This window comes from Serratia sp. Ag1 (assembly GCF_000743355.1).
Taxonomy (GTDB): domain Bacteria; phylum Pseudomonadota; class Gammaproteobacteria; order Enterobacterales; family Enterobacteriaceae; genus Chania.
Genome location: NZ_JQEI01000009.1, coordinates 69,067 through 85,430, shown reverse-complemented (window position 1 = coordinate 85,430; position 16,364 = coordinate 69,067). Strand labels below are relative to the sequence as shown.

Annotated in this window: 13 protein-coding genes; 4 read left to right on the top strand and 9 right to left on the bottom strand. The window is 50.4% G+C overall.

Translation table 11 applies throughout. The annotated features are described in order from the left end of the window. The first annotated feature begins 296 nt into the window (after nucleotides 1-296). The 4 genes from rsuA to IV04_RS05575 all read left to right on the top strand — a co-directional run bounded on the left by rsuA (nucleotide 297) and on the right by IV04_RS05575 (nucleotide 5,586). A complete protein-coding gene (rsuA, locus tag IV04_RS05590; RefSeq protein WP_037402343.1) occupies nucleotides 297-1,010 on the top strand; it encodes a 16S rRNA pseudouridine(516) synthase RsuA in 714 nt (237 codons plus the stop codon). A 28-nt stretch (nucleotides 1,011-1,038) separates the two neighbouring features. Further along, nucleotides 1,039-2,226, top strand: coding sequence for a Bcr/CflA family multidrug efflux MFS transporter (locus IV04_RS05585; protein ID WP_037402614.1), 1,188 nt, complete (start codon nucleotides 1,039-1,041; stop codon nucleotides 2,224-2,226). Nucleotides 2,227-2,739: 513 nt separating this feature from the next. Then, complete coding sequence (locus IV04_RS05580; protein WP_197062188.1) at nucleotides 2,740-4,680, top strand: hypothetical protein; 1,941 nt, start codon at nucleotides 2,740-2,742, stop codon at nucleotides 4,678-4,680. 561 nt (nucleotides 4,681-5,241) lie between these two features. Continuing rightward, nucleotides 5,242-5,586: a YejG family protein gene (locus IV04_RS05575; protein WP_037402338.1), complete on the top strand. Its 345-nt coding sequence runs from the start codon at nucleotides 5,242-5,244 to the stop codon at nucleotides 5,584-5,586. A gap of 13 nt (nucleotides 5,587-5,599) precedes the next feature. Here IV04_RS05575 and yejF read toward each other — a convergent pair whose 3' ends face one another. From yejF to IV04_RS05530, 9 genes are all read right to left on the bottom strand, one after another. Further along, on the bottom strand, nucleotides 5,600-7,198 hold the full coding sequence (gene yejF / locus IV04_RS05570) for a microcin C ABC transporter ATP-binding protein YejF (RefSeq protein WP_037402335.1): 1,599 nt from the start codon (nucleotides 7,196-7,198) through the stop codon (nucleotides 5,600-5,602). 1 nt (nucleotide 7,199) lies between these two features. Continuing rightward, entirely contained in the window at nucleotides 7,200-8,225 is a 1,026-nt protein-coding gene (locus tag IV04_RS05565) for an ABC transporter permease (RefSeq protein ID WP_037402333.1), read from the bottom strand. Further along, complete coding sequence (locus tag IV04_RS05560) at nucleotides 8,222-9,316, bottom strand: microcin C ABC transporter permease YejB (protein WP_037402330.1); 1,095 nt, start codon at nucleotides 9,314-9,316, stop codon at nucleotides 8,222-8,224. The genes IV04_RS05565 and IV04_RS05560 overlap by 4 nt, the downstream gene beginning before the upstream one ends. Before the next feature lie 10 nt (nucleotides 9,317-9,326). Next, nucleotides 9,327-11,135, bottom strand: coding sequence for an extracellular solute-binding protein (locus IV04_RS05555; RefSeq protein WP_037402328.1), 1,809 nt, complete (start codon nucleotides 11,133-11,135; stop codon nucleotides 9,327-9,329). Between the two features lie 101 nt (nucleotides 11,136-11,236). Beyond that, nucleotides 11,237-12,823, bottom strand: a complete 1,587-nt coding sequence (locus IV04_RS05550) for a cyclic di-GMP phosphodiesterase (protein ID WP_037402326.1) — start codon at nucleotides 12,821-12,823, stop codon at nucleotides 11,237-11,239. 297 nt (nucleotides 12,824-13,120) lie between these two features. Continuing rightward, complete coding sequence (gene mepS, locus IV04_RS05545; RefSeq protein ID WP_037402324.1) at nucleotides 13,121-13,696, bottom strand: bifunctional murein DD-endopeptidase/murein LD-carboxypeptidase; 576 nt, start codon at nucleotides 13,694-13,696, stop codon at nucleotides 13,121-13,123. 543 nt (nucleotides 13,697-14,239) lie between these two features. After that, complete coding sequence (locus IV04_RS05540; RefSeq protein WP_037402323.1) at nucleotides 14,240-15,220, bottom strand: magnesium and cobalt transport protein CorA; 981 nt, start codon at nucleotides 15,218-15,220, stop codon at nucleotides 14,240-14,242. A 4-nt stretch (nucleotides 15,221-15,224) separates the two neighbouring features. Beyond that, on the bottom strand, nucleotides 15,225-15,644 hold the full coding sequence (locus IV04_RS05535; RefSeq protein WP_037402321.1) for a GNAT family N-acetyltransferase: 420 nt from the start codon (nucleotides 15,642-15,644) through the stop codon (nucleotides 15,225-15,227). 77 nt (nucleotides 15,645-15,721) lie between these two features. Next, complete coding sequence (locus tag IV04_RS05530; RefSeq protein WP_037402319.1) at nucleotides 15,722-16,342, bottom strand: glutathione S-transferase family protein; 621 nt, start codon at nucleotides 16,340-16,342, stop codon at nucleotides 15,722-15,724. Between the last annotated feature and the right edge of the window lie 22 nt (nucleotides 16,343-16,364).

The window sequence follows — 16,364 nt, the reverse complement described above, 5'->3', positions numbered from 1 at the left end:
TTAATGCCGTGTGTTGAAATAGGCCACTGAAGGGAGGTTCTGCTGACAATGTGCCATAGGGCCCCTGACGGTGGGAAAATTTCGATTATTATGCCCTTATCTTGCCGGTGGTGCGAGAAGCTTGGAAATTGCTGCTGTTATGGCACCGTTTCCGCCGCTATACTTGTGTGACAGCAATCGCTGTTTCCTCACGCGATTTTACGGATTCCTCCTCTTCGAACCTGCTTTTTGCACCTGGTGTAAGGGTGGGGCGTCATATTCATACGATCATAACAACGACAGGCAAAGCAGATTTAATGCGACTGGACAAATTTTTATCTCAACAATTAGGCATCAGCCGCACACTGGTAGCACGTGAACTGCGGGCGAAGCGTGTCACCGTGGACGGCGAATTCGTCAAGAGCGGGGCGATCAAACTGGCTCCGGAACAGGAAGTGACATTTGATGGCAATGTGTTGTCACAACTGAGCGGGCTACGCTACTTCATGCTCAACAAACCGCAGGGTTATGTCTGTTCCACCGAAGATCCTGATCATCCCACGGTACTGTATTTTCTCGATGAACCTGTTGCTTACAAACTGCATGCAGCAGGGCGATTGGATATTGATACCACCGGTTTGGTATTGATGACCGATGATGGCCAGTGGTCGCACCGGATCACGTCCCCGAAACATCATTGTGAGAAAACCTATCTGGTGACGCTGGAGCACCCGCTGGCTGAAGATACGGCACAGCAGTTTGAGCAGGGTGTGCAGTTGCACAATGAAAAAGACCTGACCAGACCGGCACAGTTGGAACAGCTTGAAGATAAACTGGTGCGCTTGACCATCAGTGAAGGGCGCTATCATCAGGTGAAACGGATGTTCGCTGCCGTCGGCAATCGGGTGGTTGAGCTCCATCGTGAACGTATTGGTGCGATTACGCTGGATGAGGATTTGGCCCCGGGTGAATATCGTCCGCTGACCGAAGCAGAGATCGCCAGCGTAGGTGCGCCGCACTTGCAGGATTGATTTGCGGCCAATGAAGGAGTCGTTGAACGTGCAACAGAACCGGACCTCTCACTTGGGGTTGATCTTTATTCTCGGCCTGCTTTCCATGCTGATGCCTCTGGCGATCGACATGTATTTGCCCAGTATGCCGATTATCGCCCAGCAGTTTGGCGTGGAGTCTGGCCGTGTACAGATGACGCTCAGCGCCTACGTGCTAGGTTTTGCCTTGGGCCAACTGTTCTATGGGCCGATGTCAGACAGCATTGGCCGCAAGCCGGTGATCTTATGGGGCACGTTGATTTTCGCCATCGCGGGTGGAGCCTGTGCCATGGCGCAGTCCGTCGAGCAGTTGATTAACCTGCGCTTCTTGCATGGGCTGTCGGCTGCGGCGGCCAGCGTGGTGATCAATGCTCTGATGCGCGATATGTTCACCAAAGATGAATTCTCGCGCATGATGTCGTTCGTGATTCTGGTGATGACCATTGCACCGCTGCTGGCTCCGATGATTGGTGGCGCTTTGTTGCTGTGGTTTAACTGGCATGCCATTTTCTGGACCATGGCGGCGGCAGCGTTGCTCGGTTCGGTGCTGGTGGCGTTTTTCATCAAGGAAACCCTGCCCAAGGAACGGCTGCAGAAATTCCATCTGCGGACCACCTTGAGGAACTTTGGCTCCTTGTTCCGTCATAAACGGGTACTGAGCTACATGTTGGCCAGTGCTTTCTCGTTCGCGGGAATGTTTTCATTTCTCAGTGCCGGGCCCTTTGTTTACATTGAACTGAATCATGTTTCACCCCAGCATTTTGGATATTACTTTGCGCTGAATATTGTGTTTCTGTTCCTGACCACGCTGATTAATAGCCGCAATGTGCGCCGCGTTGGGGCTATCAAAATGTTTCGTTTTGGCCTGTCGGTGCAATTAACGATGGGCGTGTGGTTACTGTTGGTGAGTGCCAGCGGGATGGGGTTCTGGGCGCTAGTATTGGGCGTGGCGGTTTATCTCGGCTGTATCGCCATGATCTCCTCTAACGCGATGGCAGTGATCCTGGATGATTTCCCTCATATGGCGGGAACGGCTTCTTCTTTGGCAGGGACTTTGCGTTTCAGTATTGGTGCGCTGGTCGGCACGATCTTGGCGATGGCACCCAGTAAAAGCGTTTGGCCGATGGTGTCTTCCATGGCGTTGTGCAGCATTATTGCGATGTTGTTTTACCGCTTTGCCTGCGTGCCAAAAAAATAATATATTCCCCTGCTTTTCGAAAGAGCAGGGGAATAAAAATGTGTTATTACCTCTTGGATTCTTAAGTGATATGCCGTTATCCATGCTGCTGGCATAATATTATTCCTCTCTCTCGCTGTAATTAAATGTGAATTAAATCACGCTATGCAATCAGATAAATCCCTGAATTGAGCAAAGGCTCCATTTTTATTTTCTGTCAATGAGCGACTTGTTAACACTTATGTTGCATTTGCTTCGGCGTGAGATACATAATACGACGCGGTGCAATTTATACCCCAAATAATTCGAGTGACTTGTAGGCGGCAAACACGTGCAGCTAACACCCAGGTAACTTGAAGTATTAGGGGATATAGGCTCTGCTTTGAAAAGTATTATGGATATAGAGATTAAAAAAATATAACAGTTGTACGATACCCTAAATAATTCGAGTTGCGGGTAGGCGACAGAGCGCAGTCAACAACCAGACAACGTGAAGTATGACAGGTATAACAATAACTCTAGGAAGGAGATACTGTGAAAAGAATACATTTATTACGCTCTTTATGCATTGGAATATTTGTCGCCACACTGTCTGCGTGCGACTCTGGCGGGGGAGACTCTTCAAATAACAATCCGCCGGTGACTCCACCCGTTAGCCCTCCCGTCACTCCGCCTGTAACACCTCCTGTTGTGCCACCAGAACCTCCAGTTGCTCCGCCAGAACCCCCGATTGTGACCCCAGAAACTGCGACGCTGGATATTATTACGCAAGGCAAGGATGGCGTTATCCTGGCTGACGCTGAAATATTCTTTGATGAAGTCAAGGTATCAGCCAGTGACCAAAACGGCGTAGCGCAGCTCTCTTCTCTGCCTGCGGATGAGAAGGGTTTCTGGGTGGTGAAAGTGAAAAAAGCGGGTTATGTGACGCAAGCCGTTAAAGTTGCGGTGCAAGAAAAAATGCCACCGCTGATCGTTCATTTGATGCCGGTAGCAGAAACCAAATACATTGAGAATATTGAAAAAGCGCAGGGTATCTCCAGCCTGATCATGGATGCCCATGTCATTCTGCCTGAGGCTGCGCTGGTTTATGCGGACGGAACGCCTGCAACGGGCAAAGCGCGGGTGGAGTTAACGCCGTGGAATATTGACAGCGATGACCTGAAAGCCATGCCGGCCAATGGGCGTGCCATTACCGCAGATAACCAGGAAGTTGACCTGATCAGTGCCGGGTTGATGGCCGTCGCTTTTTATGATGAAGCCGGTCATGCTTTGAATTTAGCCGAAGGTAAAACTGCTACTCTGCAGATGAGCCTGCCATTCTCCAACATTGATGGCCATGATTTATCGGCGGGTGGCACAATCCCGATGTGGTACTTCAACGAGAGCCTGGGGTTGTGGGAAGAAACGCCTGATGTGAAAGGTGAAGCGATCGTCGTGACCCGCGACGGCGAGAAAATGCTGATGGTAGAAGCCACTGTGCCGCATTTCTCGTCATGGAACTGGGATTTTAAATATACACCTGCAGGCACGACCTTCTTGCAATGTCTGGATCCTGAATCCAAACCTATTGCCTGTAGCGTTACCGCCTCTGTGGTGCTGACTGGCGGAGAAAGGCTGGTAAGAGGCACTAGTATTGGTGCTGAAGGGGCGACAGTCTATAATATGCCCGATCTTGTTAAGGAGATTACCTGGGAAGCAGTCGGTTTATCAGGAGGAAATAACCGTCTGATGGGGAAAGTTACGAGCCCATTGGATACAACGGGAACCGGTGCTTTAATACCTGCCTCGATATCTATTCCTTTATCTGCCCCTTATCAATTTACGGCTCAATGCCAGTTGCCTGATCTTACGCCAATCGCTTGTCGCGCGAAGATAGAGTTCAATGGGAGCGCGGAAGTTGACGAATATATCTTACCCGCTGAGGGGGCCGTCATTTATACGCAACAGGCACCGCAATTGATAAGTTGGAGTGCGCTTCAGTACGAGACGCAAGCAAACGGCGATATATGGAAATATACTGCGCAGGATAGCAATGTATCACTGAGCGGAAATAAATTAGTGATGACATTTGCTGCACTACCAGAAGAAATTAGTCAGCAGTATGTTTATGTTCGTTGCGATCCTCAGGCGAGTAACTATGAGGAAGTTAAAAAGTATTTCGCTATTGAACGATGTGAAATATCCGTGGGGCCTCAAGCTTGGCTTCAGTCCTTTGCTGTACAAGCGCCGGTTGTCTCCGTGACTATCCCCACGGGAGTCGTTTATCCGTTAGCCGTTCTTCCCGAATGGATTGTTCAGGGATATAAATATTTTTATCTCGGAGCGTCCAGTTCTATTGCCCCCCCGGAGGGAATTGGTGAAGGTTGCTATTTCTCAGAATATCGTACCTTGCTGAGTGATGAGCTCTTTGACAATAGTGGCCAGATTTATGATTTATCTTTAGAAGGTTATTGCGGGCAAATACCGATGCGTTAATCTGTAAAACGTTAAGTCACCTCGGGAGCCCAGTGCATGGGCTCCCAGTTCACGCGTAATCAATCATACTGGCAGCCTTTGGTGGCCTCATCAGTGAACGCGCCGACTGTGTGTTTTTTGTTAAAAAAGCGATTATTTACCAGGCTACACAGTTTTAACCCTCTTGTGGCGGTTGCATCCTCTTTTTTACTATTCCTATTTTTAATCATATCGTTATGCGGAGATGTGAAGATTGCATACGTGTTGAGTGTTTACGCAATGTAAAATTATAGCGATTGTAAAGTAACTGCATTGCAATAAAAAAATGTTGAGTTCAGCGTCTGAAAGGGTTACATATAACGCAAAAAATGCGAGCTGAGTCGCAAAATGCTGAGAAATAACCTCTTGCGGCAGGTCAGAAAGCCTTGAGATATCGGCAAATACAAACATTGGTTAATTTTTTGTAAATTTTTTTACGTTTAAATAACACTTGCTCACGGCAAAATCGGATGATTACGGCTATAACTAAAGTAGTCCTGTGATGTAAAAAAGTGTTTCACCTTTTCAGACTAGGGATTTCATGTGGATACTCTCCAGCTTTCGGTAGTGCATCGCTTGCCGCAAAGTTATCGTTGGCTATCGGGTTTTACTGGCGTCAAAGTTGAACCCATACCGCTTAGCGGCATAGACGAAGATAACAATCTGATCGGCCTGAAACTGCTAAGCCACGATGGGAATGATGCCTGGCTTGTGATGCAGCAGCTTAACCTGTCTTTACAAGAGATTCAGGTTAATTGTGCCATTGTGGAATGGGAAGGGGAGCCTTGCCTGTTCGTTCATCAGTGTGATGAGAGTGCCGCTATGTGCCGGTTAAAAAATGTCGGCGCGGCGATCGCTGAACAACTCAGTGCGCAATACCCCTTCTGAAGCCCGCTCTTAATTAATCGATTAACTGCAATAATTGCTGCGTGTAGGCTGCCGAGGGTGCATTGAAAATAGTCTGACAGTGCCCCTGCTCCACGACCTCACCTTGGCGTAGCACAATCACCTGATGGCAAAGTGAACGCACCACCTGCAGGTCATGGCTGATAAACAGGTAAGCCAATCGGTGGCGTTGTTGTAATGATTTCAGCAACATCAGAATTTGTGCTTGAACCGATTTATCTAACGATGAGGTCGGTTCATCCAGAATCAGCAATTGTGGTTGCAGAATCAATGCCCGGGCAATCGCAATACGCTGGCGTTGCCCGCCGGAGAATTCGGTCGGATAACGATGGCGCAATGCCGGATCCAACCCAACCTCTTGTAATGCTTCGATCACCCGCTGTTCCCGCTGTTCCGCCGTCAGTTGCTGATGAACCTCCAACCCCTCAGCAATGATCTGTTGCACGTTCAAACGTGGATTCAGCGCGGAGTAGGGATCCTGAAAAACAATCTGCATTCGGCTGCGATAAGGCAACATCTGCTGATTATTGAACTGGTGTAGCGGTTGGCCGTCAAACCAGATTGCGCCTTGAGAGCTCAACAAGCGCAACAGCGCCAAGCCAGTGGTGCTTTTGCCGGAGCCAGACTCACCCACCAGCCCCACGCTTTCCCCTGCTTGCAACTCGAAACTCAAATTCTTTAAGGCATAGTTCTGATCAACAACGCGCCGCAATAGACCGCGTTTGATCGGGAAACTGACCTGCAAATTCTCTACTTTCAGCAGCGGGTTGGTTGACTGCTGATTAACCGGCAGCGGCAACGGCTCCCCCACGTCCTCAGCGGCCAGCAACTGGCGGGTGTAGGCATGCTGCGGGGCGCTAAACACGCGCTCGCTGCTGTTATGTTCCACGCATAATCCCTGGCGCATCACTGCCACGTTGTCTGCCAGGCGGCGCACAATATTCAGGTTATGGGTGATAAACAGCAACCCCATACCCAACTCCTGTTTCAACTCTTTCAACAACACCAGGATCTGAGCCTGAATCGTGACATCCAGCGCGGTAGTGGGTTCGTCAGCAATCAGCAGTTTTGGCTGCGTCAGGATCGCCATAGCGATCATCACACGCTGGCGTTCGCCACCAGAAAGCTGATGCGGATAATCTTTTAAACGCCCTTTGGCGTTACGGATGCCCACCCGATCCAAACACTGAACGACCTCACTACGAGCCGCATCACGCTGCATGCCCCGGTGCAGTACCAACACTTCGGCCAACTGTTGCTCAATGGTGTGCAGCGGATTCAGTGATACCATAGGTTCCTGGAAGATCATGGCGATCTGATTGCCGCGCACTTTACGCAATTCAGCCTCTGGCGCATGCAACAGCGAGCTCCCGTTAAACAGGATATCGCCGCTGGGGTAGACCACGGGTGGTGATGGCAATAGGCGCAGCACGGAAAGGGCGGTAATGCTTTTACCCGAACCAGACTCACCGACCAGCGCTAGCGTTTCACCCTGTTCAATCTGCAACGAGACGCCGTTAACCACCTGATTCAATGTTCCTCCCTGACGGAAAGCGATGCTGAGATCTTGAATGGCAAGCAGAGGAGTCGTCATATCAGTGCGCCTTGCTGGGGTCGAAGGCGTCACGAACCGCTTCGCCGATAAAAATCAATAATGAGAGCAACACTGCCAGCACCAGAAAGGCGGTAATACCGAGCCAAGGGGCTTGCAGATTGTTTTTACCCTGTAATAACAGTTCGCCCAACGACGGTGAACCAATGGGCAGGCCGAAGCCGAGAAAATCGAGCGAGGTGAGGGTGGTGATCGAACCGCACAAAATAAATGGCAGGAAAGTCAGCGTGGCAACCATGGCATTGGGCAGCATATGGCGATACATAATGACCCGATCCGGCACGCCCATGGCTCTGGCGGCACGTATGTAATCGTAATTACGGGTGCGCAGGAACTCAGCGCGCACCACGCCCACCAGGCTCATCCAGCCAAATAGGATGGTGATTGCCAACAACCACCAGAAGTTGGGTTGCACGATGCTGGAAAGCAAAATGATCAGGAACAGCGTTGGCATCCCGGACCATACCTCAATAAAGCGTTGCCCCCACAGATCGAATCTGCCGCCGTAATACCCCTGAGTGGCGCCCACGCAAATACCGATCACGCTGGAAAACAGCGTCAGCGCCAGCCCGAATAACATCGAGATACGGAAGCCGTACAGCACTCGCGCCAACACGTCGCTACCATTGCCGTCGGTGCCAAGCAGGTTCTGCCTTGACGGCGGTGAAGGGAAGGGAACCTTGGTGGCAAAGTTAATGGTGTTATAGCTGAAGCGAATCGGGGCCCAGACGGCCCAACCATGCTGTTCGATCTGTTGCAATACGAACGGATCTTGAAAGTCTGTGGTGGTGTTCAGTTTGCCACCGAAGGTGGTTTCACTGTAATTGACCAGAAACGGCACGTACAGACGCCCTTCATAACGCACCAGCAAAGGCTTGTCGTTGGCGAGCAGATTAGCGGCCAGGCTGAGGGTGAATGCCACCAGAAATAGCCACAGTGACCAGTAACCCCGGCGATTACTGCGAAAGCGAGCCCAGCGGGCCTGATTGATGGGGCTTAAGCGGCTCATTGACGTGCCTCGAAATCAATGCGCGGATCGACCAGGGTGTAGGTGATATCGCTGACGATGTTGAGCAACAGGCCGATCAGGGTGAATATATACAGCGTACCGAACATGACCGGGTAGTCACGTTGTAGCGTAGCCTCATAGCCCAGTAGACCGAGGCCGTTGAGGGAGAACATGACTTCAATCAGTAACGAACCGGTGAAAAACATGCTGATAAAGGTGGCCGGGAAACCGGCGATCACCAGCAGCATGGCGTTACGGAACACGTGGCGATAGAGGATTTTTTTCTCGTCCAACCCTTTGGCGCGCGCGGTCACCACATATTGTTTGCGGATCTCATCGAGGAATGAGTTCTTGGTTAACATAGTCAGGGTGGCAAAACCGCCGATCACCGTTGCCAGCACGGGCAGAGTGATGTGCCACAGGTAGTCGATCGCTTTGCCGTACCAAGAGAGGGTATCAAAGTTGCTGGAGACCAAACCGCGCAGCGGGAACCAATCGAGGTAGCTGCCGCCAGCAAACAGCACAATCAGCAGGATGGCGAACAGGAAAGCCGGAATGGCGTAACCCACGATAATCAGCGTGCTGCTCCAGATGTCAAAGGCACTGCCGTTATGAATGGCTTTACGGATCCCGAGCGGTATTGAGACCAGATAGATAATCAACGTGCTCCATAACCCCAGGGTAATGGAAACAGGCAAACTTTGACCAATGAGCTGCATCACTGAAGCTCCACGGAACAAACTGTCGCCGAAATCGAGGCGCATATAGTTCCACAGCATGGCAAAGTAGCGCTCATGCAGCGGCTTATCGAAGCCGTAGCGTTTAGTGATTTCTGCGATGACTTCTGGGTCTAGCCCGCGCGACCCGCGATATTGGCCGTCCCCGATGTTGCCGGCACCTGCTTTGGCATGCCCAAGACCGTCCCCCCCGCCACCACCGGTAAAACCGCTGGTGTGGCCAAGCTCAATGGCGGCAATCGCCTGATCGACAGGCCCACCCGGAGCGATTTGCACAATAAAAAAGTTGATCGTGATAATGGCCCACAGAGTGGGGATCACCAGCAAGAGTCTGCGTATCAGGTAAGCGGCCACGACTGACTCCTTATTGCCGTTGTGCGGGCAGGCGTGCCGCTTTGTTGACGTCAAACCACCAGTTATCCAGCCCGATAGAATAGGTTGGGCGTATGGCAGGTGAGGAGAATTTGTCCCAATAAGCGTAGCGATCGTGATTGGAGTACCACATGGGCAGCATATACATATTCCAGGTCAGCACGCGATCCAGCGCTCGCCCAAGGGACAGTAGGGCTTTCTCATCCCCTTGGTGTTTCATGATTTGCCGTACCAGGCTATCGACTGCGGGATCGCTAACGCCGGGCGTGTTCCAACTGGAATCGATATAATCTGAATCCCAGCGGGTTTGCAGCGAAGAGTTTGGAAATGGCATCGCAGGATACACCGTTGGCATCATATCAAAATCACGTTTACGCAGGCGCCGTGTGAACTGGCTGGCATCAATTTCACGGATCTGCATATCAATACCCAGTCGTTTCAGGCTGTGTTGGAACGGCAGCACATACTGGAAGTTACTGCCGCTAAGCAGCATCAGTTCGAACGTAAACGGCTTACCGGTTTTACTGTTCACCAGTTGCTGATTTTTTACTTCCCACCCGGCCTGTTGCAGCAGTTCCGTGGCTTTCAGCAGATTTTCCCGATTGTTACCGCTGCCGTCGGAGGTCGGCGGCTGATAAATCGAGGTAAAGACCTCTTCTGGCACTTTACCTTTGAGCGGTGCCAGCCAGGCTAATTCAGCCGCATCCGGGTAGCCGCTGGCGGTATATATTGTGTTCTGGAAGTAGCTGTTGGCACGTTGATAGGCATCGTAATACAGCGCTTTGTTCATCCAATTGAAATCAAACGCCAGCGTAATGGCTTCCCGCACCTGGCGATCGGCAAAGATCGGGCGTTGAATATTAAAGGCCAGCCAGCGTGCATTCTGTGCCGCCTGATTGGTTTCATCCTGCTTGATAATGTAGTTACGTGTGAAGTTGCCACCTTGATACTGCGTGGCCCAGCTTTTTGGTGAGCCTTCCGGTCTGAAGTCATAAGCCCCGGCTTTAAAAGCCTCCAAAGCCACTTTATCGTCCAGATAGTAATCGTAACGCAGCGTATCGAAGTTGTAGCGCCCACGGTTGACTGGCAGATTGGCGGCCCAATAGTCGCGCACCCGCTCATAGGTAATGTACTGGCCCAAACGATAGTTGCCGACTTTATATGGGCCGCTGCCGAGCGGTGGAGTATTCAGGGGCTCATTAAACTTGTGATTTTTCCAGAAACTTTCTGGCAGGATAGGCAGGCTGAATAAGCCGAGGAGTTGGTCTTTATCGGGTGTGGGTAACTCTATGCGTACTGTCAGGCGTGAAATAGCTTTTACCGTGACGCCTTTATAAACTGTACGAAATTGTGGCACCCCTTCGGTCATAAACTTATTGAACGTGAAGGCTACATCAGCAGCGGTAATCGGGCTACCGTCGTGAAAACGGGCGCGTGGATTGATATCCAGCTCCATCCAGCGCATATCGGCTGGAAAGCGGGCTAATTCAGCAATCAGCGGATAATAGCTGGAAGGTTCATCGTCAGAGGTGGTAAACAGCGTATCGTAAAGTTCCCTGGTTCTTTCCCCAGGAACGCCGCGCGAGGCAAAACGGTTGAAGTTGTCATAGGTGCCGATGGCTGCCAGCCGTATTTCTCCCCCTTTTGGGGCTGCCGGGTTGACGTAATCAAAGTGGCTGAAGTCGGTGGCGTATTTCGGTTCACCGAGCGTGGCGAAAGCGTAGCTCTCATTGATTGTTTCAGCCTGCAAACCGAAACTGAGTGCTGAAAGCACCAGGGCAGCAAAAATGCGCACAGACATCTTTACGATAAGCTCCTGCAATCAAGTCAATTAAACTGGCCGCTAGCATAGCATTTCAGGCCGGTTTGCCGAGTAAAGAAGTTTAAATATCAGTGAGTAAATCAAGTTTGGCGATCAACTGCGGTGTTCGTCCGACAAAACTCCACCAGTTCCGTGCTGGAGAGCGGCTTACTGAAATAGTAGCCTTGCATAAGGTTAACGTCGCGCTCCCGCAGGAAATTAACTTGTTCGGCCGTTTCAACGCCTTCGGCGACGGTGAGCATGTTCAGTTTTTTAGCCAGAGTGATGATGGCATCAAGCACAGGAACTGTTGCGGTATCCTGACCGATGGTGTTAACAAACCCCCGGTCAATTTTGAGATAGTCCAAGGGGAAACGCTGTAGGTAGATCAACGCGCTGTGGCCGGTGCCAAAGTCATCTATTGCGATCTCAATGTGTTGGCGGTGCAACCAATCAAATTTAGCCTGTGCATTCTCTTCTTCCACCATGCCGCGTTCGGTGATTTCAAACACCAAAGTGAAATAATTATCCGGCAGTTTTGCCAAAAACTGAGATACGTCATCATGAAATGTGGGCGAACTGAGGTGAGACGGTGAAAGATTCAGGCCCAGTTTAGAACCACGCGGCAATGCCTGCATCAGTTGCGGGAGGTCGGCCACGATGAGGCTAAACAGATGGCGGGTAATCGGGACGATCATGCCTTCGTTTTCTGCGTAAGGGATAAACAGATCGGGGGAGATGCGCCCTTCCGTTGGATGCTGCCAGCGGAGTAGGGCTTCAACGCCAGCCAGTGAAGCATTATCGGTATGGAACACAGGCTGGTATTCAACAAAAAAATCGCCACGTTTGATACCGCGCATCATTGCCCGTTCGGGGCTGTGGCTCAGCATCAGTGCGAAATAGCACAGCACGCCGAACATCAATGAAAGCACCAGGCTACCGAGCAAGGTCAAGCGGATATCATTAGCCGTCAGATGTTGGCTATAAAAAATAATCGCTAAGGGATATCGCGGGATTTCCAAGACATGAGCATGGTTTTTGGGTAATTGAGTTTTTGGGATCAGGTTTTGGCTGAAGGTGGTTGCTGCCTTGCCGCCAACCACAATCGCTAAGCCAGGGGCATCATTATTTTGCGAGGTCATTAGCAGGTAGGGAGCCAGGCTGAGATCTAATGTCGCCAAAACACCGGTATTCGTCTCTTGAGTTTGGCCCGACTGGCGCAGCCACAGGGCAATAACCGGCTTATCGGGCACGAGGGGAGTGCCCTGTTGCAGTTGCATATCCAGAGGCTTCTGCCAGTCGATTTCCGGGTACAGATGATTCACCGCCAACCTCATATCGCCGGTCGCAGAAGAGCAGTAAGCAATACCATCTTTTACTAGCAGGAAAGTACGAACGCCGTTGGTAAAAGCCGCGCGGTAAGTGAGGTTCGAGAGATTGGCTGCGCAAGGTTTACTGGTCAGGGGCATGATCTCTTGCATCATGTTTTTTAAATGATCGAGGTAATTCAGCGTGAGTTTTTCTGTACGGGTTTTGAGTTGATTCTGGTATTGCAAACGTTGGTGACTAATCAGAAATAACGTGGCGGAGGTGACAACAATAAAAAATATCAGGGCAACAAGGCCACTTGCGATCAAGCCACGTCGTTTTTGTGAAACATGGCGTGCGAATGCCCCCTTTAAGCCCATAACTTGCCCCCTGAGTGCGATGTAACGTTCTTTAGCTGTGATGATAGTGACGGGTATATCTCATTGATGCTATTTGAATCATTATCCATCAGGCTTGATATGCCGCATTTCTGATTAAGCACAACCTAAATAACGCACCCTTCATTGTTTTTACCCTGTGACGATAATAGGCTAGTTTTCCCTTTGGCGTGCAGTTTCCTTTAGACAAGCTAACCTTTTGAGCAAAAAAAAACGCTGCCTGGGGCAGCGTCTTGTCTCATTCGTTTGATTTTCAGGACTGATTCAGATACTAGGTACTCAGCTCCTGCCAAGTACGCGGCGGGCTTCGCGATAACGCTTGTCCCAATAAGCTTCATTCATGCTGGAAATAGTGACACCGCTGCTGGTGGAGGCGTGAACGAATTTATCGTTGCCTAAGTAGATACCAACATGGCGACCTGTTGAACCCGCATGGAACAGCACTAAATCACCCGGGCGCAGTTTGGCACGCTGGATTTTTCTGCCCATATCTTCTTGCTCATAAGTCGAGCGCGGCAGATCCATACCGAACTGTTCGCGGAAAGTGCGCTGAACGAAGCCTGAACAATCAATGCCGCGCTTGGTGTCGCCGCCTAAACGGTAACGCACGCCTTTCCAGCTAGCGTATTGGTCCATAATCTTTGACTTGATGTCAACATTACGCACCATAGCTTCGAATTCATCCTGAGAGGCTTGCAGTAAAAGACTGTTTTTGTCATTAACTGCATGCATCTCAGTTTGTGAGTTATCTAACTTCGAAGTGTCGATTGAGCTACAGGCGGAAAGCATAGCTGCTGCCGCAATTGCAGGGAGCACCCGCAAAAAATATCTCATAAACGGTTGAGACTTGACCATTGTAATTGTTTTCCCTTGAAGTCCTTAACGACAAAAGTCGCTATCTGAAAAAATGCCAAACGAAACGAGACTAATCGGCGCAAGCTGACAGGACAATCAGTTACCGCTGAAAATGTGCATGAACGCACATATTTAGAATGTTTGGTACTGAATCCGTGTAAACCAAGCACAAACGCAGGTGAGGGTACCGGAATCAAGGGGGGATTGCGAGTTTTTTTACGGCCTTCTTTATATGAAATTATGATGAGAGTTACTGTTTTATAATAACGCTTCAAGCAGAGTGCTTAAGCTTTTGAAGAGGGTAAAAGTGTTTAATTACAATACGATGCTGGCTTTATCTCAAAGCGTGGCTGGTGAGCCTGCTAAGTCATAGCGGCTGTTTGAAAACTTCCTGTTACAAAATACGGGCAAGGTTGAATTTGTTAATCAATGATTGCTGGTTTGTAATAAATTCAAGTGGTTCTGTATTGGATGCGAGGTAAATAGGCAAAAATGCGGCTTTGGAAGCATTTTTAAGCCGCGTCGTTGAACTGAAATGTTGAGCTACAACCAGCCTGAATGTTTGAGTTTCCGGTACAGAAAAATGCAGCCAACGATGGTTAGACCCAGCGTAGCATGATAGGCCCAGGGGAACTTCAGTTCTGGCATGTCGGAAAAGTTCATCCCGTACAGGCTGAAGATCACCGTTGGGATGGCTAAAATCGCCCCCCAACCGGCCAGCCGTTTGACCACTTCGTTCTGTTTAACGGTGACCAGAGCCAGATTGACATGCATAGCGTTGGTCAGCATTTCACGCATGTCATCCAGGGAGTTAGCAACCTGCCGGGCGTGATCCTGTACGTCCCGCACATAGGCGCGCAACTCTTTGGGGATCACGTCATCATGCAGGTGAATCAGCTGATTGCAGATCTCATCCATCGGCAGTGCCGCATTGCGCAGGCCGAGCAAATGGCGACGCAGGCTGTAGACGTTTTCAATCGCAGTTTCGTCAAACTCTGACTTAAACATATTCGATTCGATGTCTTCAATCATTGCTTCAAATTTGCCGACGATAAGACGGTAATTATCAACGATGAAATCCAGCACGGAATAGAGGGCAAATCCCGGTCCATGGCACAGTAGTTTTGGGTTTTCTTCAGCTTTGGCGCGGATCGGTGCGTAGCTGGAAGAAGCACCGTGGCGCACCGTGATCAGGAAGTTTTTGCCCACGAAGCAATGCGTCTCACCGTATTCCACATCGTCATCAACCCATTGGACAGTTTTCACCACGATAAACAACGAGTCGCCATAGGTTTCAATTTTTGGCCGTTGATGAGCACAAAGCGCATCTTCAATTGCCAGATCGTGCAGGCCGAACTCTTGTTGAATCTTGCGCATGAAGGCATCTTCGGGTTGCCATAAACCGAGCCAGACAAAAGTGTCCGGCTCTTTAACCACTTCACTGATATCTTCAATAGTGATGTCACCCAGTCGTTTACCCGCTTTGTAGGCGACGCTGTTTACCACCATGGTTTGGGTTTCCATCGGGTTATTCCGTAAGCGACTTGGTGAAAAAGTAGCGTTCATGCTCCACCGGAGCGTTATGCAAGATCATCTGTAACTGATAGCCCTGCTTTTCATAGAAAGGCCGAGCCTGAAAACTGAAGGTGTCCACCCGTGCGAACTTGCATCCGTCAGCCATGGCCTGCTGTTCTGCTGCTTTAATCAGCTTACTGCCAACGCCCTCGCCGCGCAGGGTCTCGGATACCCAGAGGAGATCGATGCTTAACCAGTGGCCCACGGTGTTGCCTGTCAGGCCTGCCACTTTGTTGCCTTGAGCATCCAAGACAAAAACTCCGATGTTTTTGTTCAGGATGTCGCCGACAAACTGGCGATTATAGACCTTCAAATGATTGCGGATTTCTTCGGTGTCTTCTGGGCGCAAGGTATCTGTTACGGTGATGTTCATAGTTCCTCCTTGTTGACTACTCCACTTTAGCGGCGAATTTTTTAAATTCAACGGATTGAACGTTGAAGCAGGTTGTATCAGGTGAGGGGGATCATCACCGCAGTTTGGTAGGCCGGGCGGGCACAGAGTTGTTGATACCAACGTTCCAGATGCGGGCGTGGTTTGCGTTGGATCGGTAGCTCAAACCAAGGATAGATAAAGCAGCCAAGAGGGATATCACCGATGCCAAATGCCTCACCGGACAGATAAGGCTGTTGCGCCAGTGTGTGCTCGACGACATCGAAGTGCTGCTCCAGTTCGGCGATCGCCGCTGCAATAGCAGCATGATCGCGCTGCTCGGCGGGGGTGCGAACCATGCCCCAGAAAAGGGTGCGGAAAGGGGCAGCGATGGTGGACGTGAGCCAATCCATCCATTTCTCTGCGGCGGCGCGTGTTTGCAGGTCTTGTGGGTAGAAAGGCGCTTGGCCATATTTGGCCGCCAGATAGCGCACAATGGTATTGGATTCCCACAGCACGAAGTCATCATCTTGCAGTAATGGCACCAGCCCATTGGGGTTGAGTGAGCGGTAAGGTTGTTCATTCACTTGGCCGTAAGCACCACCTGCATTGATCTGGGTATAATGTAGCCCCAGCTCAGTGGCACACCAGAGCACTTTCTTTACGTTATTCGAGTTTGCACGGCCCCAAATGGTCAACATACATCGCCTCTTCATCTGTTTG

Coding starts and splice junctions, on each gene's coding strand:
- rsuA (WP_037402343.1), top strand. CDS start 297: ATGCGACTGGACAAATTTTTATCTCAACAATTAGGCATCAGCCGCACA.
- yejF (WP_037402335.1), bottom strand. CDS start 7,198: ATGACGACTCCTCTGCTTGCCATTCAAGATCTCAGCATCGCTTTCCGT.
- IV04_RS05565 (WP_037402333.1), bottom strand. CDS start 8,225: ATGAGCCGCTTAAGCCCCATCAATCAGGCCCGCTGGGCTCGCTTTCGC.
- IV04_RS05555 (WP_037402328.1), bottom strand. CDS start 11,135: ATGTCTGTGCGCATTTTTGCTGCCCTGGTGCTTTCAGCACTCAGTTTC.
- IV04_RS05550 (WP_037402326.1), bottom strand. CDS start 12,823: ATGGGCTTAAAGGGGGCATTCGCACGCCATGTTTCACAAAAACGACGT.
- mepS (WP_037402324.1), bottom strand. CDS start 13,696: ATGGTCAAGTCTCAACCGTTTATGAGATATTTTTTGCGGGTGCTCCCT.
- IV04_RS05540 (WP_037402323.1), bottom strand. CDS start 15,220: ATGGAAACCCAAACCATGGTGGTAAACAGCGTCGCCTACAAAGCGGGT.
- IV04_RS05535 (WP_037402321.1), bottom strand. CDS start 15,644: ATGAACATCACCGTAACAGATACCTTGCGCCCAGAAGACACCGAAGAA.
- IV04_RS05530 (WP_037402319.1), bottom strand. CDS start 16,342: ATGTTGACCATTTGGGGCCGTGCAAACTCGAATAACGTAAAGAAAGTG.